Annotated in this window: 19 protein-coding genes; 12 read left to right on the top strand and 7 right to left on the bottom strand. The window is 63.3% G+C overall.

The genetic code is table 11. From position 1 onward, the window contains the following. Positions 1 to 25: 25 nt before the first annotated feature. Entirely contained in the window at positions 26 to 934 is a 909-nt protein-coding gene (locus LGH83_RS17980) for a LysR family transcriptional regulator (protein ID WP_227399807.1), read from the bottom strand. A gap of 99 nt (positions 935 to 1,033) precedes the next feature. Between LGH83_RS17980 and LGH83_RS17975 the strand changes: the two genes are divergently transcribed. Further along, the gene (locus LGH83_RS17975; RefSeq protein WP_227399806.1) at positions 1,034 to 1,795 is read left to right on the top strand and encodes an SDR family NAD(P)-dependent oxidoreductase; all 762 of its coding nucleotides are present in this window, start codon (positions 1,034 to 1,036) and stop codon (positions 1,793 to 1,795) included. 22 nt (positions 1,796 to 1,817) lie between these two features. Here LGH83_RS17975 and LGH83_RS17970 read toward each other — a convergent pair whose 3' ends face one another. Next, on the bottom strand, positions 1,818 to 2,411 hold the full coding sequence (locus LGH83_RS17970) for a TetR/AcrR family transcriptional regulator (protein ID WP_227399805.1): 594 nt from the start codon (positions 2,409 to 2,411) through the stop codon (positions 1,818 to 1,820). Between the two features lie 117 nt (positions 2,412 to 2,528). On the opposite strand from LGH83_RS17970, the gene LGH83_RS17965 reads away from it, so the two are divergent. Continuing rightward, on the top strand, positions 2,529 to 2,909 hold the full coding sequence (locus LGH83_RS17965) for a DUF4267 domain-containing protein (RefSeq protein WP_227401912.1): 381 nt from the start codon (positions 2,529 to 2,531) through the stop codon (positions 2,907 to 2,909). Next, positions 2,906 to 3,229, top strand: a complete 324-nt coding sequence (locus LGH83_RS17960) for a DoxX family protein (RefSeq protein ID WP_227399804.1) — start codon at positions 2,906 to 2,908, stop codon at positions 3,227 to 3,229. Before LGH83_RS17965 ends, LGH83_RS17960 begins: the two co-directional genes overlap by 4 nt. A 203-nt stretch (positions 3,230 to 3,432) precedes the next feature. On the opposite strand, the gene LGH83_RS17955 is transcribed toward LGH83_RS17960, so the two are convergent. After that, the gene (locus LGH83_RS17955; RefSeq protein ID WP_227399803.1) at positions 3,433 to 3,969 is read right to left on the bottom strand and encodes a 2'-5' RNA ligase family protein; all 537 of its coding nucleotides are present in this window, start codon (positions 3,967 to 3,969) and stop codon (positions 3,433 to 3,435) included. Positions 3,970 to 4,148: 179 nt separating this feature from the next. On the opposite strand from LGH83_RS17955, the gene LGH83_RS17950 reads away from it, so the two are divergent. The 6 genes from LGH83_RS17950 (at position 4,149) to LGH83_RS17930 (ending at position 14,686) form a co-directional block, all read left to right on the top strand. Further along, entirely contained in the window at positions 4,149 to 5,375 is a 1,227-nt protein-coding gene (locus LGH83_RS17950) for a glycosyltransferase family 4 protein (protein ID WP_227399802.1), read from the top strand. A gap of 220 nt (positions 5,376 to 5,595) precedes the next feature. After that, positions 5,596 to 7,872, top strand: coding sequence for a UDP-galactopyranose mutase (gene glf, locus LGH83_RS17945; RefSeq protein ID WP_227401911.1), 2,277 nt, complete (start codon positions 5,596 to 5,598; stop codon positions 7,870 to 7,872). 44 nt (positions 7,873 to 7,916) lie between these two features. Further along, positions 7,917 to 10,040, top strand: a complete 2,124-nt coding sequence (locus LGH83_RS20050) for a glycosyltransferase (RefSeq protein WP_319799572.1) — start codon at positions 7,917 to 7,919, stop codon at positions 10,038 to 10,040. After that, entirely contained in the window at positions 10,033 to 11,133 is a 1,101-nt protein-coding gene (locus tag LGH83_RS20045; protein WP_319799571.1) for a zinc-dependent alcohol dehydrogenase, read from the top strand. Before LGH83_RS20050 ends, LGH83_RS20045 begins: the two co-directional genes overlap by 8 nt. Further along, complete coding sequence (locus LGH83_RS17935) at positions 11,133 to 13,388, top strand: glycosyltransferase family 4 protein (RefSeq protein ID WP_227399801.1); 2,256 nt, start codon at positions 11,133 to 11,135, stop codon at positions 13,386 to 13,388. Before LGH83_RS20045 ends, LGH83_RS17935 begins: the two co-directional genes overlap by 1 nt. A gap of 242 nt (positions 13,389 to 13,630) precedes the next feature. Beyond that, positions 13,631 to 14,686, top strand: coding sequence for an aldo/keto reductase (locus LGH83_RS17930; protein WP_131196823.1), 1,056 nt, complete (start codon positions 13,631 to 13,633; stop codon positions 14,684 to 14,686). Positions 14,687 to 14,695: 9 nt separating this feature from the next. Here the strand turns inward: LGH83_RS17930 and LGH83_RS17925 are convergent, their stop codons facing one another. The 3 genes from LGH83_RS17925 to LGH83_RS17915 all read right to left on the bottom strand — a co-directional run bounded on the left by LGH83_RS17925 (position 14,696) and on the right by LGH83_RS17915 (position 19,405). After that, a complete protein-coding gene (locus LGH83_RS17925) occupies positions 14,696 to 16,552 on the bottom strand; it encodes an ABC transporter ATP-binding protein (RefSeq protein WP_227399800.1) in 1,857 nt (618 codons plus the stop codon). A 311-nt stretch (positions 16,553 to 16,863) separates the two neighbouring features. Beyond that, the gene (locus LGH83_RS17920) at positions 16,864 to 18,348 is read right to left on the bottom strand and encodes a porin (RefSeq protein WP_227399799.1); all 1,485 of its coding nucleotides are present in this window, start codon (positions 18,346 to 18,348) and stop codon (positions 16,864 to 16,866) included. A 292-nt stretch (positions 18,349 to 18,640) separates the two neighbouring features. Next, entirely contained in the window at positions 18,641 to 19,405 is a 765-nt protein-coding gene (locus LGH83_RS17915) for an N-acyl amino acid synthase FeeM domain-containing protein (protein WP_227399798.1), read from the bottom strand. 203 nt (positions 19,406 to 19,608) lie between these two features. On the opposite strand from LGH83_RS17915, the gene LGH83_RS17910 reads away from it, so the two are divergent. The 3 genes from LGH83_RS17910 (at position 19,609) to LGH83_RS17900 (ending at position 23,464) form a co-directional block, all read left to right on the top strand. Beyond that, a complete protein-coding gene (locus LGH83_RS17910; RefSeq protein WP_227399797.1) occupies positions 19,609 to 22,017 on the top strand; it encodes a putative bifunctional diguanylate cyclase/phosphodiesterase in 2,409 nt (802 codons plus the stop codon). Positions 22,018 to 22,240: 223 nt separating this feature from the next. After that, a complete protein-coding gene (locus LGH83_RS17905; RefSeq protein ID WP_131114869.1) occupies positions 22,241 to 22,990 on the top strand; it encodes a Crp/Fnr family transcriptional regulator in 750 nt (249 codons plus the stop codon). Between the two features lie 204 nt (positions 22,991 to 23,194). After that, positions 23,195 to 23,464, top strand: coding sequence for a DUF2312 domain-containing protein (locus tag LGH83_RS17900; RefSeq protein ID WP_227399796.1), 270 nt, complete (start codon positions 23,195 to 23,197; stop codon positions 23,462 to 23,464). A gap of 3 nt (positions 23,465 to 23,467) precedes the next feature. On the opposite strand, the gene LGH83_RS17895 is transcribed toward LGH83_RS17900, so the two are convergent. Next, positions 23,468 to 24,829, bottom strand: a complete 1,362-nt coding sequence (locus LGH83_RS17895) for an LLM class flavin-dependent oxidoreductase (RefSeq protein WP_227399795.1) — start codon at positions 24,827 to 24,829, stop codon at positions 23,468 to 23,470. Positions 24,830 to 24,834: the final 5 nt, after the last annotated feature.

Below are 24,834 nucleotides of genomic sequence, written 5' to 3'. Positions count from 1 at the left end.
GTCGGCTACCCATCGACGCCGTCGTTCATCCCTGTTTTGCCGATGCGGTCAGGTGTGGCCCGAGTGTCTTCACCAACCAATCGACAAAGACGCGAACGCGGGGGCTAAGCTGGCGGTTACTCGGGTAGAGTGCCGACACCGGGGTGGGCGTCGGCGGATAATCCGCTAGAACCTCGACCAAGGCGCCGGAGGCGAGGTCTGCCGCGAACCGATAGCGCGGCGCCTGAGCAAGCCCGAGGCCGAGCCGCGCCGCCGCCGCGCTGGTGTCGGCACCGCTGACCAAGACGCGGGCGGGCAGAACCACCTCGATCACCTCGGCCCCACGCGTGAACTCCAAGGGCAGCGGTTGGCCGGTGCGTGAGGACACGAAGCCGACCATCTCGTGTCCCGCGAGCGTCTCGGGTGATGCGGGTATTCCGTGGCGAGCAAGATAGGCGGGGCTCGCAACGGTCATCTCCTCCATCGAGCCCAGGCGCCGGACCACCATGTCACTGTCGATGAGTGCGCCCGCCCGCACGACGCAATCGACACCCTCGCGCACGAGATCGATAAAACGCTCGGTTTCGCTGAGGTGGATGGTCAGCGCCGGGTGCAGCGCGAGGAAGTCGGGCAAGGCTGGCAGCACGATCGTCCGAGCAAGATGCCCGACGAGGTCGACCCGCAGCATGCCAGCCACGGCCCCGTTCGCGCCGCGCTCGGCATCCTCAAAATCGGCGAGGAGCGCGACGCATCGCTGGTAGTAGGCCACGCCCTCGACAGTTGTTTGAACATGACGCGTCGACCGTTGAAGCAACCGTCTGCCGAGGCGCGCCTCGAGCGCCTTGATGGCCGCCGTCGCGACCGGCCGAGACATGCCCAAGTCGGCCGCCGCGGCGCTAAAGCTTCCCCGGTCGACGATCCGGATGAAGAGACCAAGCGCAGTGAGCCGATCCATCGCTTTTGTTCCGTTTAGCAAAACAATGCTGTCGAACAATATCGTCTAATCGCGCCCCGGCAAAACGCTAGATCTTGTTCATCAGCAACGGAGATTTGAATGTCATCCTCATCCCACATCGCTCTCGTGACCGGCGGCAGCCGCGGCCTCGGCCGTTCCACCGTCGAGGCACTCGCGCGGCGCGGCGTGTCGTCGATCCTCACGTACAACACCAACGCCGACGCTGCAGCCGAGGTGGTCGCGGCTGTCGCAGCGACCGGTGTGCGATCCATTGCGCTCCGGCTCGACACCGGCGACACGGGCGAGTTCGCAGCCTTTGCGACAGCAGTCCGCAGAGTCTTGGCTGAATGGGGTGCCGACCGCTTCGACTTTCTCGTCAACAACGCCGGCACCTCTCATGCTGGCGCCTTGGGCCAAGTAACGGAAGCCGATTTCGACGCGGCCTATCGCGTCCACGTCAAAGGCGTGTTCTTTCTCACCCAGATGCTTCTGCCACTCATTGCAGACGGCGGCCGCATCGTGAACGTCTCGTCGGGCCTAACACGGATCATCTACCCGGGCCGCATTGCCTATAGCGCCATGAAAGGGGCTGTCGAGGTCATGACGCGGTATATGGCCAAGGAGCTTGGGCCGCGGCGCATCGCGGTCAACACTGTCGCGCCCGGCGCGATCCAGACCGACTTCAGCGGCGGCGCGGTGCGCGATAACCCGGAGATCAATCGACACATCGGTGAGGTGACGGCCCTGGGCCGCCCCGGTCTGCCGGACGACTTCGGCCCGATGATCGCCTCGCTGCTCTCCGAAGACAACCGCTGGATCAACGCCCAGCGAATTGAGGTATCGGGTGGTCAAGCCATTTGAGCCGAGACGGTTCGGACCGGCCTCAGCGCTCAGCGGATGAGCCGATGTCGTCGCCGACGATGGCCGTGGTGACGCGTTCGATCCGCTCGTGGCGCTTCTCGGGTCTGATTCGGCCCGACCGTTCGAGTTCGGCCAGCCCGTGGAGCGCGGCCCAAAACGTCTCGGTCACGACAGCGACGTCGCTACAAAACGGCGTCACGACGGCCGCGAGTGCCGCAAAGGCGGACCGGAGTTCCGGTCTGGTCTCGGCGGCGGCAAATCGCAGATCCGTCGGAAGAACGAACATTGCCGCGTAGAGTGCGGGACGGCTGAGCGCGAAGTCCACGTAAGCCAGGGCGACGAATCCGAGGGCTTGGCGTTGATCGACGGCGTCGCTCGCGGCCTGTCGGAGAACGCCTGTGATGTCATGAAAGCCCTCGACCGCGACCGCAGCAACGATCGCATCCCGGTTTTCAAAATGTGAGTAAAGCACCGGCTGACTATATTCGATCTCGGTGGCGAGGCGGCGGATCGTGACGGCACCCCATCCCTCGCGCTCCGCGATCAGACGTGCAGCCGCGACGATGCGGGTCTGCCGCTCAGCCCGCTCCCTGCCTTTCCGTTCGGCGATACCCAAACCGCAGCTCCTCGACGCTCCAAGGACAGACAGGTAGATCATACATCTGCTTGACAAACTAGCAATGCTATTTAGATAACCTAGCAACGCTAGTTTACGGCTGATGAGGAGATCATGATGCATTGGCTTCCACTCGGAGTGGCGCTGCTGGTCGCTGTCGCGATCATTGCGATCGGCACGCGATACGTCGCGGCCCCAGCCCTTGCGACACGCAGCTTCGGACTGCCGCTGCCTGAAAGCGGCATCGCCATCCCATGGTGGCTTCGCCTCAAGGGTGTCCGTGACATCGTCTCGGGCTTGGTCGTCCTGGCGTTCATGGCTTGGGGCACTCCGCGCGATGTCGGGATGATCCTCCTTGTCGAAGCTCTGATTCCGGTCGGCGACATGCTGCTCATTCTCGTTGCCCGAGGATCCACCCGAAGCGCCTTCGGCATTCACGGCGTCACGGCGCTCGTCATGATCGTGACTGCCATGTTCTTGATGATCGGTGCACCATGACGGTCCATGCTGTTTCACTCTGGCATCTGGTTGCCGCTTTCTTTGGCGCCGGCATCTTCAACGCGATCGGCACGCCGGGGACGCAAAGCGATTTTGCGCGGTGGGGTTATCCGCGCGGGTGGAACTGGCTGACGGGTGGATTGGAGATGATTGTTGCCGTGCTGATCGCACGGCCCGGCAGTCGCGACGTCGGGCTGGTGCTTGGGGCCGTCATCATCGTGGCCGCCGTCCTGACGGTTTTCCGACACCGCGATTTCTCGCATCTGTTGCCGCTGAGCGTCTTTGGTGTTTTGCTTGCCGTTGCGGTGACCTTGTCGTGATGGCCGGCCTGTCGATCAGACCCGCTGTCGCGTGATCTGCGGAGAGGTTGGCGACGACCGACGTCGCGTCGAGCGTCCGCTGTCCCGCATCGCCGCGCGCGTGGCGGCGGATCCTACGCTGTTCGACGCTTCGGCGACCTGCTGCAGCAACACCGCAAGGCTTGATCGTTCGACGTCGATCTTAGACCGTGGGTCGAGAGCTTCTAGGGAGCTTTGGCGACGTCTGCTTTAAACGAAAACGTCGCGACCGGCTCCCACGGTCCGTCTAGATAGCGCCACAACCGCAATCCCAGCAGCAAACCGTCGATCTGCGGAAAGTCTGCCATGAGGGCATCGCGAAGCGCTCGGGCGACTTTGCCGTCGACCTTGTTCTGCACGGTGACATGCGGGGCGAAACCTTGACGATCCTGTGCCGATAGCGACGGCCGCCAACCCGCCGCGAGGCGCGCCCGCACCGCGACGAGTGCCGGCGCATCGATCGCCAGCGCCACGCCGCGCCCGAGAAAGCGCAGCCCGGAGACGTGAAAGGCGAATGACGGGACGTCCCGGCACAGGTCGCGCAAGTCCGTTGCGATCGCCTCGGCTGCTTGCCCCGGCAAAGCATGAAATAACGTGAGATGCGCCGGCACGATGTTGAGGCGCGCGGGAAAGTGACGATCGCGCAACCTTTGAAATTCTCGCGCGCTTTCTGCATCGAACAAAGCGGTGAGAATGAGCGGGCATGCGGGTGAAGGGTCCATGAGTGACATCCGAAATCGGGACTCGGGCCAATCCCCGACGATTTCGCGTCGAAATAAGGGCAGACCCGCTGGATTTGGCAGAACAGAACGCTAGTTCACTGTTGCAGTAGACAAGCCCGCGGCGGGCAAAGGTCATCGAGAGCATCGAGAAGCGAGGCGCGGGTTTGAGCACAGCGGGGATGATGCAAGACGACGCGGCTCTGGTTGCCTCCGCCCCCCTCTGCTCGACGCCCCTGCTGGTCGCCATCAGCGATTTCCGCGAGGGCTGGCCTCCGATCGAAGCGCCGGATGTCAAAACAGCCCGGGAGCTTTGGGCAAGCGGCGCATGGGGTCCGAAGCCGGACGTGAGCGACGGGTCTGCAATGAGCCGGGTGCCGGTCACGGGCGGCTACCTCGAGCGACTTCCTCTGGCCTGCATCCGCCACGGCCTCGTCGATCGGGCCGAGATCTGGCATCATCTGCGGGCCACCGAGCCGGGGCCTCTGACCCACGACAATCCGGTCCTGTCCCGGCGGTCGTTTCCGGTCAGCGGCGAAGCAGCACCGTTCAGGTCCGACGCCATGGTCGGGTTCGTGCAGGCGTTCGGCGCGCCGAAGATCCTTTGCGTTTGGGGACTTGGCGTCGATGCCACGCTGCTATCGGCCTGCGAGCGGAGCTTCAGGATCTACAATTCGATCGACGCGCCCAGCCTTCGGATCCCGCCCGAGGTGAGCCAGCATATCGATCTCGTGCTCACAGGCGCGGAATGGCAGAGCGACGAGGTGCGGGATCGGCATCCCGATATGCCCTGCGCGGTTCTTCCGATCGGGCCGGATTTCGCCGATCCGGACACGTTCCGCCCGCTGGACATCGAAAAACGCTATGACGTCGTCTACGTGGCGGCGGCCCAACCTTACAAGCGGCACGATATCCTGTTCGACGCTTTGGCGCGCTCGCCGCGCCCCCTGAAGGCGCTCTGCGTCTTCGGCTATGGAGAAATGAGCGACGATCTTCGTCGCCAGGCCGCGGACCGTCGGCTCGATATCGACTTCGTCGGGCCGCCGGGCGTCGGCTTCGAGGAGGTCAATCGTCTTATGAACATGGCGCGGGTCGGCGTCGTGTGCGGCGTCGACGATGGCGCACCGGCCATCATCACCGAATATATGCTGGCGGGTCTTCCCGTCCTGGCTAATGCGGGGTTGCGCTGTGGCCTCGAGTATATCCGGCCTGAGACGGGGCGCATTGCCGGGCCGGATGACTTCGGCACAGCTTTGCTCAATCTTGTTGATTCATGTGAACGAATTCGGCCGCGAGACGTCGTAGAGCGACGATGGACGTGGCCGCACAGTGTCGACCGGCTGGCGTCCCTCATCGTCGGAACACCGAAGGGACGGGCTCTCTGGCCGGCGCTGGCCGCGTCGCCGTGACGCTGCTGCCAGATCGTTGGTTCGTTGTTTGCTTCCTACCCGTTACGTGGCGCTACACTTTTAAGGAAATTTCATGGAGGCTTTTGGTCCGCCGTCATTCGACGGTCACGGTACACCGCTCGCGGCGGCCAACGATCGTGACATCGCTCAACGACCCGGGCCTTTGATCTGCTTTTCCCATTTGCGGTGGGACTTCGTGTTCCAGCGTCCGCAGCACCTGATGTCGCGCTTCGCAAAGGGTCGCCGCGTGTTCTTCTTCGAAGAACCGATCCCCTGTGATCATCACCGCGCTTATCTCGAACATCACCCCTTTCCGGAGCAGGACGTCACCGCGCTTCGGCCTCGCTATCCTCATTGGTGGAGTGCCGCCGAACGCGACAAAGCTTTATCGAGTCTGCTCGATATGCTGATGGCGCAAAATGGTGGCGGACTGCCGGTTCTTTGGTTCTACGCGCCGATGATGTATCCGATCGCCCGCCATCTCGAGGCGGCCGCGATCGTCTACGATTGTATGGACGAACTCTCGGCATTCCGCTCTGCCCCGCCCGAACTTCCAGTGCTCGAGGCCGAACTGATCGAGCGCGCCGATGTCGTGTTCACCGGTGGCCGGAGCCTCTATGAGGCAAAGCGCGCCCTGCACGATAACATTCACCTCTTCGCCTCGAGCGTTGACGTCGCCCATTTCCAGCGCGCCCGCGACGGCAAACTGCCCGAACCCGCCGATCAGGCCGGTATCCCACATCCGCGCTTCGGCTTCTTCGGCGTCGTCGACGAGCGGATGGACCTCGATCTCGTCCGCCAGGTCGCGGCGTCGCGGCCGGAGTGGCATGTCGTCGTGGTCGGGCCGATCGTGAAGATCGATCCCGCAAACCTGCCGCGCCTGCCCAATATCCACTACCTCGGCCCGAAGTCTTATGACGATCTCCCGGCCTATTTGAGCGGGTGGGATGTGGCCCTGATGCCATTCGCGCTGAATGACGCCACGACCTTCATCAGCCCCACCAAGACACCCGAATATCTCGCCGGCGGCCGTCCAGTGGTGTCAACGCCGATCGCCGACGTGGTGCGCCACTATGGCGAGCTCGCAGGCGTGGCAATCGCCGGGACGCCCGACACGTTCCTTGCGGCTTGCGCCGACCAGCTTGCGCGAGCGCGCGACGTCGGGTCTTGGCTTCCGGCCGTCGATACCGTTCTGGCACAGGGATCCTGGGACAAAACCTTCAAGCGGATGGCCGGGTTGGTCGATGAGGCGATCGAAGGTCGCGCCATGCCGATCGCCCGACCTTCGTCGCTCGCACCGGCATCGCTCGTGTTCCGACCGACGGTTCGCTCCTCCAATTGCCCAAAGCCGTATGACGCTTTGATCGTCGGGGCTGGCTTTGCGGGCGCGGTCCTCGCCGAACGTCTCGCAGCGGGCTCGGGTCAGCGCGTCCTGGTCGTCGACCGTCGCCCGCATATCGCCGGCAATGCCTACGATCACCTCGATGCCGCCGGCATCCTCGTGCATCGCTATGGGCCACACATCTTCCATACCAATAGCGCGGACGTCTCCACCTATCTGTCCCGCTTTACCCGGTGGCGCCCCTACGAGCACCGCGTTCTGGCCGATGTCGGTGCCGGCAAGCTGTTGCCGATGCCGATCAACCGGACGACGCTGAACGGTCTCTACGGTCTGTCGCTCGGCACCGACGAGGAGGCAGCCGCCTTTCTGCAGGGCCGAGCCGAGCCGCTGACCACGATCCGCACGGCCGAGGATGCGGTCGTGTCGCAAGTCGGTCGCGACCTCTACGAGACATTTTTTCGCGGCTATACCCGCAAGCAATGGGGATTGGACCCCTCCGACCTCGACCGCACGGTGACGCAGCGCGTGCCGACACGGACAGGTCTGGACGATCGCTATTTCCAGGATACGTTTCAGGCGATGCCGGCCGATGGCTATACGCGCATGTTCGAGGCGATGCTCGATCACCCGCTGATCGATGTTGAACTTGGCGTCGAATATCGCGACGTCTGCGACGCCGTGGTGGCCGACCACACCATCTTTACTGGGCCTATCGACGAATATTTTGACTTCCGCTTCGGCCGCCTGCCCTATCGCAGCCTGGAATTTCGGCACGAAACGCTGAACCGGCGCCGGTTGCAGCCGGTCGGCGTCGTCAACTATCCGTCCGAGTCGGTGCCCTACACACGCATCACGGAATATAAGCATCTGACGGGACAGTCCCACCCGCAGACCAGCATCAGCTACGAGATCCCGCAAGCCGAGGGTGACCCCTATTACCCAATCCTGCGTCCCGCAAATCAGGCTTTGTACAAGCGCTACGAGGCGTTGGCGCAGGCCTTGCCGAACGTGAGTTTCGTCGGCCGGCTCGCAACTTACCGCTACTACAACATGGATCAGGTCGTCGGGCAGGCGCTGGCGACGTACCGCCGCTTGACGGAGCGCGGCACGATGCCGGTCAAGACAGTGGTGCGATCGACATCGGCGATGGTCTGACGGTCGGTGACGGACACATCGGCCCCTCGGGGCACGTCGCGCCCGTGCTGATCGGCTCGATCTGCCTCGCGACCGACAGCATCGAGCCCTCCGGCGTCGGCGAGCATATGCTCGCCTTGGCGGGGGCTTTGAAGCGGGATTACGACGTGGTGCTCGCCTGCCCGCCCAGTCCGGGCGGCCGGATCCTGCTCGATCGGGCCGCCGGACTCGGCGTCGGCCTGCGTCTGCTGCCGCCGGACGAGGCAGCCGTGATCGATTGGTTGCACCAGCACGGCATTGCCTTGCTGCACGTGCATGCCGGCATTGGATGGGAAGGCCACGCCCTCGCCGCGATGGGCCGCGCGGCCGGCGTTCAGTCCGTGGTCCGTACTGAACATTTGCCCGACATGATCACCAATGCGGCGCAGCGCCGCCTCCACCGCGATGGGGTCGCCTTGGTGGACCGCATCGTCTGCGTGTCCGAGGCCTCGGCCCGCAGCTACCGGGACGTGGGCGTGCCGAATGACCGCCTCGCGGTGATCCGTAACGGCCATGATCCGCGAACCGCCACGCGCTCGCGCGCCGCCGTCCGCGCCGACCTTGGCCTATCGGCGCAACAGCCGATGCTGCTAACAGCCGCGCGATTTACCGCCCAGAAGAATCACGCGACGCTGATCGAGGCGGTGCCGGCGGTTCTGGCGCGTTTTCCGGACGCGTGTTTCGTTCTGGCCGGGTCTGGGCCTCTCGAAGCGACCATCACCCGCCAGATTGCGGAAAGAGACCTTTCCGCCTCCGTGCATCTGCTCGGGCAACGGGACGACATACCCGACCTGCTCGGGGCGGCCGATCTCCTGGTCCTCCCCTCGCGCTTCGAAGGGCTGCCGCTGACGATCCTCGAAGCTATGGCGGCCGGGGTGCCGGTGGTCGCGACGAATGTCGGCGGCACCGACGAGGCTGCCGTCGATGGCGTGACAGGCCTGCTCGTGCCTCCCGGCGACCACGCTAGCCTCGCGGCCGCCATTCTGGCCATGCTGGAGGATCCGGCACGGGCGGCCCAGTACGGACGGGCGGCCCGCTTGCGCTTTCAGACCTCTTTCACGGCAACCCGCATGGGGGCCGATATGGCACAACTTTATCAGGGCCTCGGCGTCGTGCCGCGGCCCGCCACCACGGCAGACAGGATGGACGGCATGAAACCCGACAAGACCCGTATCGGCTTCATCGGCGCCGGAGGCATCGCGCAGCGACACCTCGGTGTGCTGGCCGGTTTCGACGACGTCACGATCGCGGCCTTCGCCGACCCGGCGCGGGAGCGCGCGACGGAGGCCGCCGAACGTTTTGGGGCACGAAGCTACGGCGATGTCGATGCGATGCTGGCGGCCGAACAGCTCGATGCCGTCTTCATCTGCGTGCCGCCTTTCGCGCATGGCGCACCCGAGCGGGCCGCCATCGCCAAAGGGCTGCCGTTCTTCGTCGAAAAGCCGCTGGCGCTCGACATCGAGATCGCCGAGGCGATCGGGCGGGAGGTCGCGGCGGCCGGGCTCATCACCGGCTGCGGCTATCACTGGCGCTATCTCGACACCGTGGACGAAGCGAAGCACATCCTGGCCGATAACCCGGCTCGTCTGCTGTCGGGTTATTGGCTCGATGGCACGCCGCCGCCGCAATGGTGGTGGAAGCAGGACCAGTCGGGCGGACAAATGGTCGAGCAGACCACCCATATCGTCGATCTGGCACGCTATCTCGTCGGCGACGTCGATCGGGTTTTCGGCTTGGCGGAATATACGACGCGCGATGACTTTCCGGGTCTCGACGTGGCCACCGCCAGCACCGCGACGCTTCAATTCGCATCCGGCGCCGTCGCTAACCTCGCCTCGACCTGCCTGCTCCGCTGGGGCCATCGCATCGGCCTCCACATCTTCGGCGATGGCCTCGCGATCGAACTCACCGACCATGACCTGATGGTGGATGTCGGCCGTGGACGCCCCGTCCGCCACGCCGAGGGCGACCCCGTGTGGCGCGAGGATCGTGACTTCATCGATGCCGTGCGCGGCGGCCCGAATCACATTCGTTGCCCCTACCCCGAAGCCCTCGCGACGCACCGGGTCACACTCGCGATCCAGCGCTCAGCCGCCAGCGGCCAACCCGTCGATCTTCGCTCCTACGTCCGTGAGACCGTCCATGTCTGACCATCGCCGCATCCGTTCTCTCGGCGTCGAACACCCCGGGCAGGCCTATTTCCTCGATTATGAGGAGGGCCCACCCGGTGACGGCGGCGTTCGGCTCGAAACCCTCTACACGGGTTTTTCGGCCGGCACCGAACTCACCTTCGTCAAAGGCACCAACCCCTATCTCCACTCACGTTGGGATGGGGAGCGCGGGCTTTTCGTGCCGGGCGAAGCCGGTATGCACTATCCCGTGCCGTTCATGGGCTACATGGAGGTGGCGCGCGTCACGGAATCACGAAGCCCCGGCTTTCATGCGGGCGAGATTGTGGCCTCGACCTATGCGCATAAGAGCGGCCATACGGCGAACCCGTTTCACGATACGCTGATCAAACTCCCCGACGACATGGACCCGATCCTCGGCATCTACGTGGCCCAGATGGGCCCGATCGCAGCCAATGGAATTCTGCATGCCGACGCGGAAATCTTCGGCACCAACGTTGCCGCGCTCGGCATCGGTATTGCAGGTCGCCCCGTTGTGGTGATCGGTGCGGGCGTCGTCGGCCTGTTGACCGCGCTCTTCGCCCAACGCAGCGGCGCGGCCGAGGTGCTCATTGCCGATCCGTCCGCTTATCGCCGCGAGAAAGCCGAGGCGCTCGGCATCGAAGCGGTCACCGAGGAAGATGCGGTTCGCATCGCGAAAGATCGCTGGCACCATGGCGGCAACGATCGCGGCGCCGATTTTGTGTTCCAGACGCGCGCTCACGCCGAAAGTCTGCAGGCGGCGCTGCGTGCCTTGCGGCCGCAAGGCACGGTCATCGATCTCGCCTTCTATCAGGGCGGCGCGGATGCGGTGCGGCTTGGCGAGGAGTTCCACCACAACGGTCTGTCGATCCGTTGCGCTCAGATCGGCCGCGTGCCGCGCGGCCTCGGCTTTGCGTGGGATCGGCGGCGTCTGGCTCTCGAGACGATCGACCTCCTCGAAGACGTCGGCGGTGACGTGGCGGACCATATGATCACCCATGTGGTGCCGTTCGACGAGGGGCCGGCCTTCCTCAAGACGTTGGTCGAAACACGGCCCGACTTTTTGCAGATCGTCTTCAAGGGCGTTGATTGATGAGCCCTCCCGACGACCAGCCGGAGGGGCCGATCCGCATCCTCTTCGTCTTCGCCTGGCTGGTTGTCGGCGGCGAGGAGACCGAGATCCGGCTCCTCGCCCGCAATCTCGATCCGCGCCGCTACCGCATCGATGTCGTGGCCTGCTTCCGCAAGGAGGGCATGCCCGAACAGACGCATGACCAATTGCGGGCGCTTGGCATCGATGTCGACCAGACGCCCTATGGCCTCTCGTTCGAGGATACGGTCGGCTATCTGGCCTCGAAGATCCCGTCCTACGATCTCTTGGTCTCGTCGCAGAATGTTGCCGACGTCTATCCGGCGCTCGAACGGCTATATCATCGCCCGCCCTTAATTGAGCATGGCGGCCTCGTGTCGGAAGCGCTGGAGGGGCCGAAACATCTCACATCCCGCTATGTCGGCGTGTGTCGCACCATTCGCGACGCTGCCGCAGCGCGGATGCCGGGGCGGCCGCACCATGCCCTCGAGATCCCCTCGATGGTTGATCTCACCGAGTTTCGGCCGGCCGACAGAACGGCGGCCCGGGCGATCGTTGGGGCGAGCGACGACGACCACGTGATCGGCTGGGTCGGCCGGCTCGACCGCAAGAAGCGGGTCGAGGATTTTATCCGGGCGGCCGCCATCGTCCGGCAAACCCGCCCGACCACACGCTTCGTCGTGATTGGCGGTCCAGACGCCTTCATGCCTGACTATGCCAACACGCTTCGCGCTCTGGCGCTGCAACTCGGGCTCGGCACAGCGCTCACGTTCCTTGGCGACAGACCGGATGTTCCGGTTCTCTTGGCCGGTCTCGACATCTTCGTCTGGCTGTCCCGCGACGAAGGGATGCCGCACGTCATCGCCGAGGCCGGGGCGGCGCGGCTCCCGGTTATCGCAACCCCCGACAATGGTGCGCTGGAGCAAATCGAGGATGGCGTCTCGGGCTTGTTCGTGCCGCATGAAAACCCCGAGGCCGTTGCGGCCGCGATGCTGCGCCTCGTCGACGACGATGCCATGCGGCGGAGCCTGGGGGATCGCCTGCGCGCCAAGGTCGAGCGCGACTATGCCGTCGCGGCTGTGGTACCCCAATGGCGAGCTCTCTTCGACGATGTGCTGGCCGAACGCGCCCCTCCTTTGCGCTCCGGCCTGTTCGCCAGCTTCATGCAGGGCGGCTTCGAGGCCTCGACCCACCGCCTCGGCACCGGGCGCCGGCTCGACATGATTGGCGCGATCGATCACGACCGCCACGCGGCCTCCGACTACCGTGCCCTCGCGGGCTACGGCATCCGCACGGTGCGCGATGGCTTTCGGTGGCACCTGATCGAACGCAGCCCCGGCCAGTATGACTGGACGAGCGTGCTGCCCATGCTTCGTGCCGCGCGAGACACTCAAACCCAGGTGATCTGGGATGTGCTGCACTACGGCTGGCCGGACGACATCGACCTCTGGCGGCCGGAATTCGTGACCCGCTTCGCCCACTTTGCAAAAGCGCTGGCCGAAGTGGTGCGGCAGGAAAGCGATGCGGTGCCGTTCTACGCACCCGTCAACGAGATCTCCTTCTTCTCCTGGGGCGGCGGCGACGCGGCTTATCTCAACCCGTTCGCACGGGGACGTGGCTTCGAGTTGAAGACGCAACTGGTCCGCGCCTCGATTGCCGCCATGGATGCAATCTGGGAGGTCGATCCACGCGCGCGATTTATCCACGCCGACCCGGTCATCAACGTCATCACCGACCCGCAACGCCCCCATGAGCGTGGCGCGGCGGAGGGGCATCGGCAGGCACAGTTCCAGGCCTGGGACATGCTGGCTGGGGTGGCGTGGCCGCAACTCGGCGGCGCGCCACGCTACCTCGATGTCGTCGGCGTCAATTACTACTTCAACAATCAATGGATCCACGGGGGACCGCCGATCGACGTCGGACACCCGCTTTACAAACCATTCCGCTACCTGCTGGCCGAAACCTATGCTCGCTACGGTCGTCCGATCTTCGTGGCAGAAACCGGCACCGAAGCGGATCGCCGCCCGTCCTGGTTTGCCATGGTGGCGTCCGAGGTTCGCGCCGCACTCGCGGCGGGCGTCCCGGTCGAAGGCCTTTGCGTCTATCCGGTCATCAATCATCCGGGCTGGGACGACGAGCGGCATTGCCACAATGGTTTGTTGGATTTCGCGGCCGGGACCGCAACCCGGGAGCCCTATCGACCGCTGGCGGAGGAACTCGCCCGGCAGCAGGCGTTGCTGATGCCGCTGCCCGGCTGATCGTACCGCGCGGCGCGGCGCCGACGTTGCCAGATTGATAGCGGTCGGGTCGCCTTTCTCGGCGGCCCCGTCTATTTTCGGCGAGAGCGGTTCCTCGAGATCGGCCAGCGACGCGCTTCGATCTCGTCCGACTTTGCTCTTCCAATCAAGACAACCTGCCACAGGTGGATGCTGAGGACCCGGCGTCGTCGACCGACGCCACACCGGCTCCTTCCGCTTCACCATCACGGACATCAACGCTCATGCGCTATAATCAATTGGGCCGCACCGGCCTCTTCGTCTCGGAACTCTGCCTCGGCACCATGACGTTCGGCGGGACAGGAGAGGTCTGGAGCAAGATCGGCTCTCTGCAGCAGCAGGAAGCCGAAACGATCGTCAAGACGGCGCTCGATCACGGAATCAATTTCATCGATACGGCCGACGTCTATTCGGCCGGGCTTTCGGAAGAGATTACCGGACAGGCGTTGCATAATCTGAAGGTGCCGCGTCACGACGTCGTTCTGGCCACCAAGGTCTTCGGACCGACCGGCGACGGACCCAACACACGCGGCAATTCCCGCACGCATATTCTCGAGGGCGTGAAGGCCAGCCTCAAGCGCCTGCAGACCGACTATATCGATCTCTATCAGATCCATGGCTTCGATCCGGCAACCCCGATCGAGGAGACCATGCGGGCGCTCGACATCCTGGTGCAGCATGGTCACGTGCGTTACGTCGGCGTGTCCAACTGGGCGGCTTGGCAGATCGCCAAGGCGCTCGGCATCGCGGAGCGGCTCAACCTCGCGCGTTTCGAGACGCTGCAAGCCTATTACACGGTTGCGGCGCGCGATCTCGAGCGTGAACTGGTGCCGATGATGGCGTCTGAGGGGATGGGCCTGATGGTCTGGAGCCCGCTGGCTGGTGGCCTGCTGTCCGGCAAATATGGCCGCGACCAGAATGGCGAGCAAGGAAGCCGCCGGCAGAGTTTCGATTTCCCGCCCGTCAACCGCGACAAGGCCTACGACGTCGTCGACGCCATGCGGCCGATCGCCGAGGCGAAAGGCGTCTCGGTGGCGCAGATCGCTCTGGCGTGGTTGCTGCACCAACGCCAGGTCATGAGCGTGATCATCGGCGCCAAGCGCGTCGATCAACTCGAGGATAATCTAGCGGCCACAAAGGTCTCTCTCGACGCGACGGAGCTCGAGGTTCTGGGCAAGGTCAGCGCGCTGCCACCGGAATATCCGGGCTGGATGTTTGAACGCCAGGGCGAGTTCCGCCGCAAACAGGTGGCGGAGAGTCATCGGTTGACGACAATCTAAGCCCAACGGTTAGCGGTAGCCGGAGGCCTGAAGGTCGAAAAGTTCGGCATAGGCGCCTCCGGCCGCCACCAAGGCCGCATGGCTGCCGCTTTCGATGACGCGGCCACCACCCAGCACGACGATGCGATCCGCCATCCGGACGGTCGAAAAGCGGTGCGAAATCAAAACGGCGGTTCGCCCGTGGCTGAGGTCGCGGAACCGCTCGAAGACCTCATATTCGGCACGCGCATCGAGAGCGGCGGTGGGCTCATCGAGGATGAGGACATCGGCCTCGCGCATATAGGCGCGCGCAATGGCGATCTTCTGCCATTCGCCACCCGACAGATCGACGCCGTTGTTGAACCGCCGCCCGAGAGGCTGATCGTAGCGCATGGGCAAGCGCCCGACGAGTTGGTCGGCGAGACTACGCGAGGCTGCCGCCTCGATCCGGTCCCGGTCCTCGAGCGCATCGATCCGCCCGACCCCGATATTCTCGCCCGCCGTGAAATGGAAGCGGACGAAGTCTTGAAAGATGACGCCGATGCGAGCCCGAAGCTCGGCGAGATCATAATCCCGCAGATCGACGCCATCGAGCAGAATGCGGCCTTCGGTGGGATCGTAGAGACGGGCCAGCAGCTTGACGATCGTGGTCTTACCGGCCCCGTTCTGGCCGACGAGCGCCAAAACCTCGCCGCTCGCCAAGGTAAGATCGAGATGCCGCACAGCCCAGGTCTCCGATCCGGCGTAGCGGTAGCCGACATCTTCGAAGCAAAAGCCGGTACGAAGCGGACGCGGCACCGGGAGGGCGGCCGGCGCCGACACGATGCCGGGGCGAAGCTCGAAGAAGGAAAACAGGTCGGCAAGGTAGAGCACTTGCCCCGCGATCTGCGAAAAGCCGAGCAGCAAGCCTTCGAGAAGCCCCCGTAAACGTAAGAAGGATCCCGCCAGAAACGTGAGATCGCCGAGGCTGAAGTGACCCGAAACTGTTCGCCAGACGATGACGAAATAGGCGAGGTAATAAGCGAGCGAGCCAAGGCCGGCGAAAAGCACGCCCCAAGCGGCCCGACGGACCGCCAGGCCACTATTTTCCGCATACATCGCATCGGCAAAACGGCCGAACCGCTCGGCCAGGAAGCCACTCAAACCGAAGAGCTTGATCTCCTTGGCGGTTTCGGTGCTGGACCCGAGGTAACGCAAGTAGTCGAGCTGTCGACGTTCTGGAGTCCGAAAGTAGTCGAGCCGATAGCTCTGCGCGTTAAAATGCTTTTCGCCCAGGAAGCCGGGGATGAGCGCCAGGCACAAGAGCGCGATCAACCAGGGCGCATAGGCCACCAATCCGGCCGCGAGCGACAAGACCGTGAGAACGTCTTGCGCTTGGGCGAAGAGCTGCGACAGAAGCGCGGTTCGGCCGGTGACCTGTCGGCGCGCCCGATCCAGCCTGTCCTGCTCGGCGCTGCTCTCCAACTGCTCGAGATCGAGCGTCGCGGCATGATCCATGAGACGGACGCTGGCCAGATTGCTGTAGCGCTCGGACAGAAGGCTGTCGGCCAAGCCGCTCGCTCGACCAAGCGCCGTCGATGCGATCGCCAAACCGAATTCGAGACCGAGCAGAACCAGCAGCCCATCGAGCCGTCCGGATTGGAACCAGACAAACGGATTATCGCCCAGCGATGGCAGACGGGACTGTGCCACCACGCCATCGATGATGAGTTTACCGACGAAAAGCCCGAGGACGGGCAGGATCGCTCGCAACAAGCGAAGAACCATGCTGGCCGTCGCCAGCGATGGGCTTGCGGTCCAGGCGAGGCGAAAGAGCGAAACGAGGTGACGAAAGGGCCCAGCTCGCTCGCGAGCTCGGCTGAGAACCGTACGGAGCGCTTCGATCATACGAGCATAAATGGCCTGTCGCCCCGCAATGTCTACTCGCGTCGTAATGTCAGCTTTTTTGGCGACAAGGCGGACATGTCGGTTTGGATGTCAAAGATCGACACGGCTGGCTCGATCGCCAAAGAGGCTCGACAGGAAGCCGCTGAGGACCAGGCTGAGACATAGCCCGATTGTCGTCAGGCGCGAGAACGAGAAAGCCCGGCGCTGGGCCGAGCGCCGGGCTTTATAATGTCACGGCCGAGGCCGCGCAGTCTGGAGGTTCCGCTTTCCTTTCGGAGATCGGAACACTCCCGCCTAAGCTATGGGTAAGCTTAGAAGTCGCGCTCGACGCGGAGGCGAGCCTCGAAGGCATCGGGGTTCTTCTTGACGCCGACCGGCAGAGCGGTCGCGGCCTGGCCGAGTTCGTGAGCCAAGGTCTGGTCGATGCGCATGTAGATCACTTCCACGCCGAAGTTCAGGTCGTGAACCGGGGTGAAGATGAACTGGTTGCCGACGCGGAATTCCGATGCGTCGCCGATACCGCCACGGGTCCAGTCGATGTTCTTGACGATGTTGCCGTAGCCGATCGTCTCGTACGAACCGAACAGAACGTCGTGGAACTGGGGCGTGAAGTAGTGGTGCAAGGCGCCCATGACGTGGAAGCCCGACCCCTTCTGGAGGGTGTAACCGCCAGTGCCGTTGCCGATCGCGACAGCGTCACGGTCGATATGCTGGAAGCCGCCGAGCGCGAGCGAGTTGAAGCCGGCGTTCAGGTAATTCGAGGAATCCTGGTAGAGGTAAGCGCCTTCCTGGTAGCCGCCTTCGATCCACAGATCGTCGCCAGCAGCCAGCATCGGCAGCTTGATCTGCACGCCGCCCTGAACCGCGAAGCCTTCCGTGGTCGAGTTGGCGAACTGGTTGGCGATCGCCACGTTGCCGAGCGGACCCGCAACCGTGTTCACGTCATGGTAGGCAGCCGAGATCTGAGCCGCACCCCAAGCCTGATCGACGCGCAGGACACCGACCACATCCGGGATCGTCTCGCCAGCGTAGACGGCGTTCGCGCCAGCCAGACCGTTGAGGCCAGCGGCCGGGTTGATGGCGCCGTTGCCGAACGCGATGTTGCCGATGTTCTGGCCGAGGTTACGACCGTTGCGGTCTTCGACCGAGATCGTTGCCGAGAAGCCGCCACCGAACGTCGCGGTGTAAGCGAAGACGTTGTTGCTTTCGTCGGAGTTGGCAATGCCTTCGAAGTTGTAGTTGTCGGCGTAGAAGTCGAAGAACGACTGAACGCGACCGGCCGTGAACCCAGCGAACTGGATGAAGCCCTTGTCGAGATAGGCGTTGTTGCCGCCCTGGTTGGCGAAGGAGTTCTGACCACCAGCGACACCGCCGCCCGAGTAGTTGCCCTGCAGACGATCGATCTGGAAGCGGACGTAGGTGCGCAGCGTGCCATAGGCGGTCTGCGTGCGAGCGTCGGCGTCGATACGACCGCGAGCGAAGAAGCCGCTTGCGTCACGGCTACGGCCCGGGATGAACGTGCCGGTGGCGCGCGGAGCCGCAACCGTGCTGACGCCCGGGGTCGGGAAAAAGGCCGAGTTGTTCTGGATGTAGGCATATTCGGCGCGGATGATGCCGCCGACCTTCAAGCAGGTGTCGGTGCCCGGGATGTAGAAGTAGCCAGCGCCGGTCCAGTCGCAAACGCGAACGTATTCGACCGGGGCAGCCTTCCGAAACGGCAAATCAGCAGCCTGCGCGCCAGCAATGCCAGCAAGGCCAACGGCCGACGTGAGAAGGATTTGCTTGAACAATTTCATCCGTGCACTTCCGCTGTTCGAATCTGATGATGCATCATCACAGACTGAAAAAAGCAATCAACCGGAATTGCAGCAACACGCGCGCTCGGCCGATTGTTGTTGCAAACGCGCCACATTTTTGCCTCCCCATCGCTCATTCGTTGCAAGTTCGTCAACGGCCGACGGGCCGCCTTGGTGAGAAGTGTTCTCTTTTAGGACATCTGAGGTGATTGCCGACCGGCCGCCGGAGCGCGAGACGATGCTCGCGATCCGGCTGGAGTGCCGAGCTATCGAGAAGGATCGCTATCCGATCCTATCGAGCCGCGACCTTTGCGGCCTGCGGAAGCGTGTTTTCGGCAAGGCCGGGCGTCGTGAGGTCGAGCGGCGTCAGGTCGACGCGGGCCCCATCCGGCCTGTCGAACAAGGCAGAGCGCTCCTGTTCGGTCGACCTGAAGCAGGGATAGCGGTTCATGATGGACACCATCGAGGCCTCGCGAAAGCTCATCAGGCAGAATGGCTTTTCGATCGGCGGGATCGTGCGCGGCAGACATTCTGAGCGCAGCCCGAACACCCGTTTGTAGAAGGCTTGATGTTCGGCCCGCACCGTCGCGGTGACCACGTCGGCGTCAAAATGCCAAGCCGCGACGTAACCGAGCCGAACCGTGAGATAGGCAAGCTCCGGCATCGCACGCGCGGCCGTGTGTTCGGTCACAAGACGGTTCGGGTCGACGATGACCCGGCCGGCCGCGAGGTCGGGTCCGAGCAGGTCTGGGAAAAACGCCGTGGCTGGCGAAGGGCCGAGCCGCTCGGATGCAACATTGATCCGGATCGAGCTCGAAAGCTGGTCGTCGACATAGAGCCCGAACGTCCATGCATTGGCGGCATCGTCGTACCGATCGACCAACATGCCTCTGGCGTCGGCTTTGGTCATCCCCTCTTTGAGATAGGCATCGTATCGAAGTCGGTAAATGGCCTCGCGTTGGTCCGGTGTGTCGGCCCGTCGGTAGTCCACATAGTCGAGAAGATGAACCAGGCGATCGGCGAAATTCAGATGCGATCTGGAAGCGGCGGCGATCATGTTAGACTCCCGTGCAAAAATGGCACACCGGGACCCTAGGGCGCTGTAAACGTTTGTAAATAAATATGGTTAATCGCATTTGCCCGATGCGGAACGGCCCACAGGTTTCGCCGGCAGCGGACCTTTTCCGACGCAAGCGGGTTCAATGTTCTCGCGTTCAATGAACAGTGACCCGACCCGCGAAACCTGTGCTTTGTGGTATCTTGTCGGATGACGCGGATGCATGTGGGCGTGAACGGCATCACGCAGGGGACGATTCCTTCGCTCGGCGGACGATTGTGGTTAGAAACGAGCTGCCTAAGGCTGGATTGAAGTTACCACGCGAGGTCTATGGACTTCTCGTCGACACGCTCTTCCGGGATAGCCGGTCGCTTGTGATCGGCACGGCGACCACCATCGTCGCTGTCGCGGTCACGGCGGCGAAGACGCAGTCGTTGGCGCTCGCGGCTTGCTGTGTGGCAATCCTCGTCGTGATTTCGGCGCGGCTGGTTCTTATCAAGCGGTATCTCGCCGACCCAGCACCGGTCGCTACGGAAGCTTCGGCAGCACGATGGGAACTCGGTTACTCGATCGGCGCGGGATTGCACTGTCTAGTGCTTGGGATCTGGTGTCTGCTTTGTCTCACCACCACGACCGACGGTTTCGCACAGCTTCTGTCGGCCGTCGTCACGATCGGCTGTGCCGCAGCAATTCCCGGCCGAAACTTTGGCCGAGTCGGCATCGCTTCGATCCAGATCGGAGGCTTGTTTCTGCCGCTGTGCCTCGGGTGGATCCTGCAGGCCAACTGGTATTATGCCTTCCTGACCCTGGTCACACTGCCGTTCGTGGCGGCGCTTCGGATCATGTGTCAGCGCTTGCAGGCCACGCTTCTCGATGCTCTTACGGCTAACAATAAGATCGGCGTGCTGGCCGAGCGGTTCGACGCCGCGCTGAACAACATGCCGCACGGGCTATGCATGGTCGATCGCGAAACCAGGGTTCAGGTCTGTAATCCGCGGCTGACTGAAATTTTGGGTCTGCCCAGAACCACGGATCTGCAGAATCTGACCTTTTCCGACCTGCTGGCCAAAGCCGGTGCGACCGTCAGCCTCCGCACGTCGGGGCCGGACCCCCTTACGATCGAGCCGATGCTGCACGCGCGGGAGGGCGGCAGTATCGTGATCGAAATCGCGGATGGACGGAGCGCCACGCTAACCTTGCAGCCGATGAGCAATGGCGGAACGGTGATCGTGGCGGAGGACATCACCCTCCGACGCGAGACCGAGGACAAGATCCTGCGCCTCGCCCGCTACGACACGGTCACGGATATCTCGAACCGAGCCTTCTTTGTCGAGGAGATGACGGGGCGTGTGGCCGCGGCGGACCAAGCCGGCACGCATTGCGCGCTTCACTTTATTGATCTTGATCGCTTCAAATCCGTCAACGACACGCTTGGCCACGCCTACGGCGACTTGCTCCTGCGGGAGGTGTCGGATCGGCTCAAGGGTCTTCTCGGCAGCGACGATCTGCTCGGCCGTTTTGGCGGTGACGAGTTCGTTGTGCTGCAATCAAGCGTGGCGGATGAACAGCAGGCCTCGGCACTCTCCAGCGCCATGATCGAGGCGCTCACGCAACCGTTTCTTCTGCTCGGCAAGCGAATCAAGATCGGTGCAAGCATCGGCGTCGCCCTGACGCCGATCGGCAGGATCGATGTCGATTTGCTGATGCAGAGGGCCGATCTCGCTCTCTATCGCGCCAAGACGGCCGGGCGAGGGCGTTGGTTTTTCTTCGATGCCGGGATGGATCAGGAGGTTCTTCGCAGGCGGACGCTCGAACTGGATCTCACCACGGCGTTTCAAACCGACGCGTTCGAGCTTTTTTATCAGCCGCTCGTGACACTCGAGACCATGCGGATCGGGACTTGCGAAGCCTTGCTGCGGTGGCGGCATCCGGAGCGAGGCCTGATCTCTCCGACTGTGTTCATCCCCATGGCGGAAGAGATGGGCCTGATCACCGAACTCGGCGCGCGCGTGCTCCATTTGGCCTGTGTCGCATGTCGAACATGGCCGAACGAGACGCGTGTTGCGGTCAATCTCTCGGCCGTTCAATTCCAGAGCGACATCGTCGAGACCATTCAAGATGCCCTTTGGTCCGCCGGCTTACCCGCGAACCGGCTGGAAGTCGAAATCACCGAAACGGTCCTGCTGCAAAATACGTCCTCGATCCGGACAGCGTTGCAGCGCATCCAGGATCTGGGCGTCACCGTGGTGCTGGACGATTTCGGCACCGGACATTCGAGCCTCAGCTATTTGCACAATTTCCCGCTGCAGAAGATCAAGCTCGACCGCTCGTTCCTCGAAGACGTCGGAAAGAGCGAGCGATCACTCATCATCCTCGACGGCGTCGGCGCGCTGATCCAGCGTCTTGGTCTCGCCGTGGTGATCGAAGGCATCGAGACGGACGACCAACTCGCATTCGTGCGCGGCATGAAGCATATCGACGAGGTACAAGGATTTTTGCTCGGGCGTCCTGTGCCACGCGACGAGATCATCTCGGTCCTGGAGCGATCGGCATTGGGATCCCGTCAGAGCGATCGGCTGGATCTGTTGAAGGCGATCGCTTGCGCCTCCTGACGATGCGTTGATGGGACGCGTCGACTACAAGATCGTGACGCGATCGATGCCTGACCGCTCGATGTCGCGCCGCTGCGGCAGGATCGGGAGATATCGAAGCGTTATGGATCCGACATCGCAATCGAGACGTTCTTTAAGCTGCCTAGACGGAATGCCGTAGGCGACCTCCGCCGGACTCGAAGCATAGATCGCTACGACCGCGCTCCTCTGCACGGGACCAATTATGGATACACTTGCTGCGCTTTCGCCCGAACATACCCGCCTGATCGTCAAACTCGACTCGAATTCGGAATTAACCGGCGCTGAAAAGCGAGCGATCGGTGCCTTACGACTGACCATACGGACCTATGGGGCCGATCAGGACGTGGTTCGCGATGGCGACCGTGTGGATCGGTGTTGCCTGCTGCTCGACGGTTTCATGCATCGGTACAAGACCGTCCAGAACGGGGCTCGGCAAATCATGTCGTTCCATATTCCCGGCGATATGCCGGACCTGCAGAGCCTCTATCTCGGCCGCATGGATCACGCTGTCGGCACTCTCGTCCCGAGCCGCGTTGCCTTCGTGTCCCATGCCGCCGTTCAGGAACTGGCGCGTGAATTTCCGGGGATCGGGGCGGCCCTCTGGCGCGACACGCTGATCGATTCGGCCGTCTTCCGAGAGTGGATCGTCAACGTGGGCCGGCGCTCAGCGATCCAACGGATTTCGCATCTCCTCTGCGAATTATACCTTCGATTCAAAGTCGTTGGCTTGGCCGGAAACGCGAGTTTTTCGCTTCCGCTCACACAAGCCGAGATCGGCGATGCCACAGGCTTGTCGACCGTCCATGTCAATCGCACGCTCCAGGAACTCCGCGCCGACGGGTTGATCGCCTCGCAGGGGAAAATCGTCCAAATCCTGAATTGGACGGGTCTGCAGCACATCAGCGGTTTCGATCAGACCTACCTGCATTTTAGATCAAGAGGGCAGACATGACGCCCGACCGGCCGATCACGACTGTCAAAGCATCGATCTCGTGCCAGGCCTCGGTGAGGCTTTGGTGACGGCAGCGGCCCGTCGACCGACGGCCTTTAACGCCTCGCTTACCATCTGGTTCTAGATCAGGGACGTGGGCCGGACGTCGCGAAGCGACGAAACGGCCGCAACACTGACGACCTGGACTGGATCGAGGATACTCATATGACGGACACAGTTGGCATCGCCGGCGACCGGATCAGATCGTTCATCGAGCGGATCGAGCATATCGAAGAGGAGCTCAAAGCCTTGAACGAAGGCAAGAAAGAGGTTTTCGCTGAGGCCAAGGGTGAAGGGTTCGACGTCAAGGTCCTCAAAGAAATCCTCAAGCTCCGCAAGCAGGACAAGGACGAGCGGGACGAGCACGAGTCGCTGCTCGATCTCTACATGCGCGCGATGGAAACCGAAGGCGCTCCCCGTGCCAAGGCAGCCTGAGGCTTAGAGCCAGCGGACGCTCGCGGCTGGATGCGTCTCGTCCAGGCGGTCATGACCGAACAGCTTGTTGCGGAGCGTGCCGGGCGCATAAGCCGTCTTGTAACGACCGCGTCGCTGCAACTCGGGCACAAGAAGGTCGACCACGGCATCGAACGTCTCCGGCCGGACCGCGAAAGCGAGGTTGAAGCCATTGAGGTCGGTCGTCTCCATCCACCGTTCGAGTTCATCCGCAACCGTCGCGGGTGATCCAACGATGAGCGGCCCGATCCCCCCGATCGCCACATGCTCGGCAACGTCTCGGACCGTCCAGGTTCTGCTTGGGTCGGCACGTGTGATGTTGTCGAGCGCCGATCGCCCGGCGTCGTTTTCGACATGCTGAACGATGCTGTCGAGATCCAAGGTCGAAAAATCGACGCCGGTCCAACCCGACATCAGCGTCAAGGCGCCCTCGTGGTCCGCATAGCCCCGATAGTCGTCCAGCAGGGCCTTGGCCTCCGCATCGCTCGGAGCCACGATGATGGTCATCAGAGCGAAGATCAAAATCGCGGTTGGATCGCGACCGGCGTCCCGTGCAGCCGCGCGAATCGAAGCGCCGCGTGGCGTGATGACCTGTACCGACGGGCCAGACATGAAAACGCATTCGGCATGACGCCCCGCGAATGCGCGGCCGGCCGGCGATGTGCCGGCTTGGTAGAGCACGGGCGTTCGCTGCGGCGATGGCTCGCTGAGATGCACCGCGTCGAGCCGATAATGCGTGCCCTCATGGCTCACGCGGCGGACGCGATCAGGGTTTGTGAAAACGCCAGTTGCCGTATCGGCCACCACGGCATCGTCGGCCCAAGAGCCTTCCCATAACTTATAGACGACGGCCATATAGTCTTCAGCTGCGGCGTAGCGGTCATCGTGGCGGCGTTGCCCCACCTCGCCCATGCCGCGTGCCGCACTATCGAGGTAGCCGGTCACGACATTCCACCCGATCCGGCCGTCAGTCAGATGATCCAGCGTCGACATGCGCCGCGCGAAAGGCAACGGCGGCTCATACGACAGCGTGACCGTCACGCCGAAGCCGAGATGCTCCGTCGCGGCCGCCATGGCGGGAACCAACAAGAGCGGGTCGTTGACGGGCACCTGTGTCGCGTGAGCCAAGGCCGACTGCGCGCTGCCGCCGAAGACATCGTAGACGCCGAGTACATCCGCGAGGAATATCCCGTCGAACAATCCCCGCTCCAGCGTGCGAGCGAGAGCGACCCAGGACTGCAGCTTGCGATAATCGCGCGACCGGTCGCGCGGATGTCGCCACAGACCCGGCGATTGATGCACGACGCAATTCATCTCGAATGCGTTGAAACGGATCTCGCGAGGCAAGGCGC

Origin of the sequence: Lichenihabitans sp. PAMC28606, assembly GCF_020616535.1 — a bacterium.
Taxonomy (GTDB): domain Bacteria; phylum Pseudomonadota; class Alphaproteobacteria; order Rhizobiales; family Beijerinckiaceae; genus Lichenihabitans; species Lichenihabitans psoromatis.
The sequence above is the reverse complement of the archived record's forward strand: the minus strand, read 5'-3'. Positions and strand labels throughout refer to the sequence as shown.

Coding starts and splice junctions, on each gene's coding strand:
- LGH83_RS17950 (WP_227399802.1), top strand. CDS start 4,149: ATGATGCAAGACGACGCGGCTCTGGTTGCCTCCGCCCCCCTCTGCTCG.
- LGH83_RS17955 (WP_227399803.1), bottom strand. CDS start 3,969: ATGGACCCTTCACCCGCATGCCCGCTCATTCTCACCGCTTTGTTCGAT.
- LGH83_RS17915 (WP_227399798.1), bottom strand. CDS start 19,405: ATGATCGCCGCCGCTTCCAGATCGCATCTGAATTTCGCCGATCGCCTG.
- LGH83_RS20045 (WP_319799571.1), top strand. CDS start 10,033: ATGTCTGACCATCGCCGCATCCGTTCTCTCGGCGTCGAACACCCCGGG.
- LGH83_RS17905 (WP_131114869.1), top strand. CDS start 22,241: ATGGATACACTTGCTGCGCTTTCGCCCGAACATACCCGCCTGATCGTC.
- LGH83_RS17925 (WP_227399800.1), bottom strand. CDS start 16,552: ATGATCGAAGCGCTCCGTACGGTTCTCAGCCGAGCTCGCGAGCGAGCT.
- LGH83_RS17975 (WP_227399806.1), top strand. CDS start 1,034: ATGTCATCCTCATCCCACATCGCTCTCGTGACCGGCGGCAGCCGCGGC.
- LGH83_RS17920 (WP_227399799.1), bottom strand. CDS start 18,348: ATGAAATTGTTCAAGCAAATCCTTCTCACGTCGGCCGTTGGCCTTGCT.
- LGH83_RS17935 (WP_227399801.1), top strand. CDS start 11,133: ATGAGCCCTCCCGACGACCAGCCGGAGGGGCCGATCCGCATCCTCTTC.
- LGH83_RS17980 (WP_227399807.1), bottom strand. CDS start 934: ATGGATCGGCTCACTGCGCTTGGTCTCTTCATCCGGATCGTCGACCGG.
- LGH83_RS17930 (WP_131196823.1), top strand. CDS start 13,631: ATGCGCTATAATCAATTGGGCCGCACCGGCCTCTTCGTCTCGGAACTC.
- LGH83_RS17960 (WP_227399804.1), top strand. CDS start 2,906: ATGACGGTCCATGCTGTTTCACTCTGGCATCTGGTTGCCGCTTTCTTT.
- glf (WP_227401911.1), top strand. CDS start 5,596: ATGTCGCGCTTCGCAAAGGGTCGCCGCGTGTTCTTCTTCGAAGAACCG.
- LGH83_RS17965 (WP_227401912.1), top strand. CDS start 2,529: ATGCATTGGCTTCCACTCGGAGTGGCGCTGCTGGTCGCTGTCGCGATC.
- LGH83_RS17900 (WP_227399796.1), top strand. CDS start 23,195: ATGACGGACACAGTTGGCATCGCCGGCGACCGGATCAGATCGTTCATC.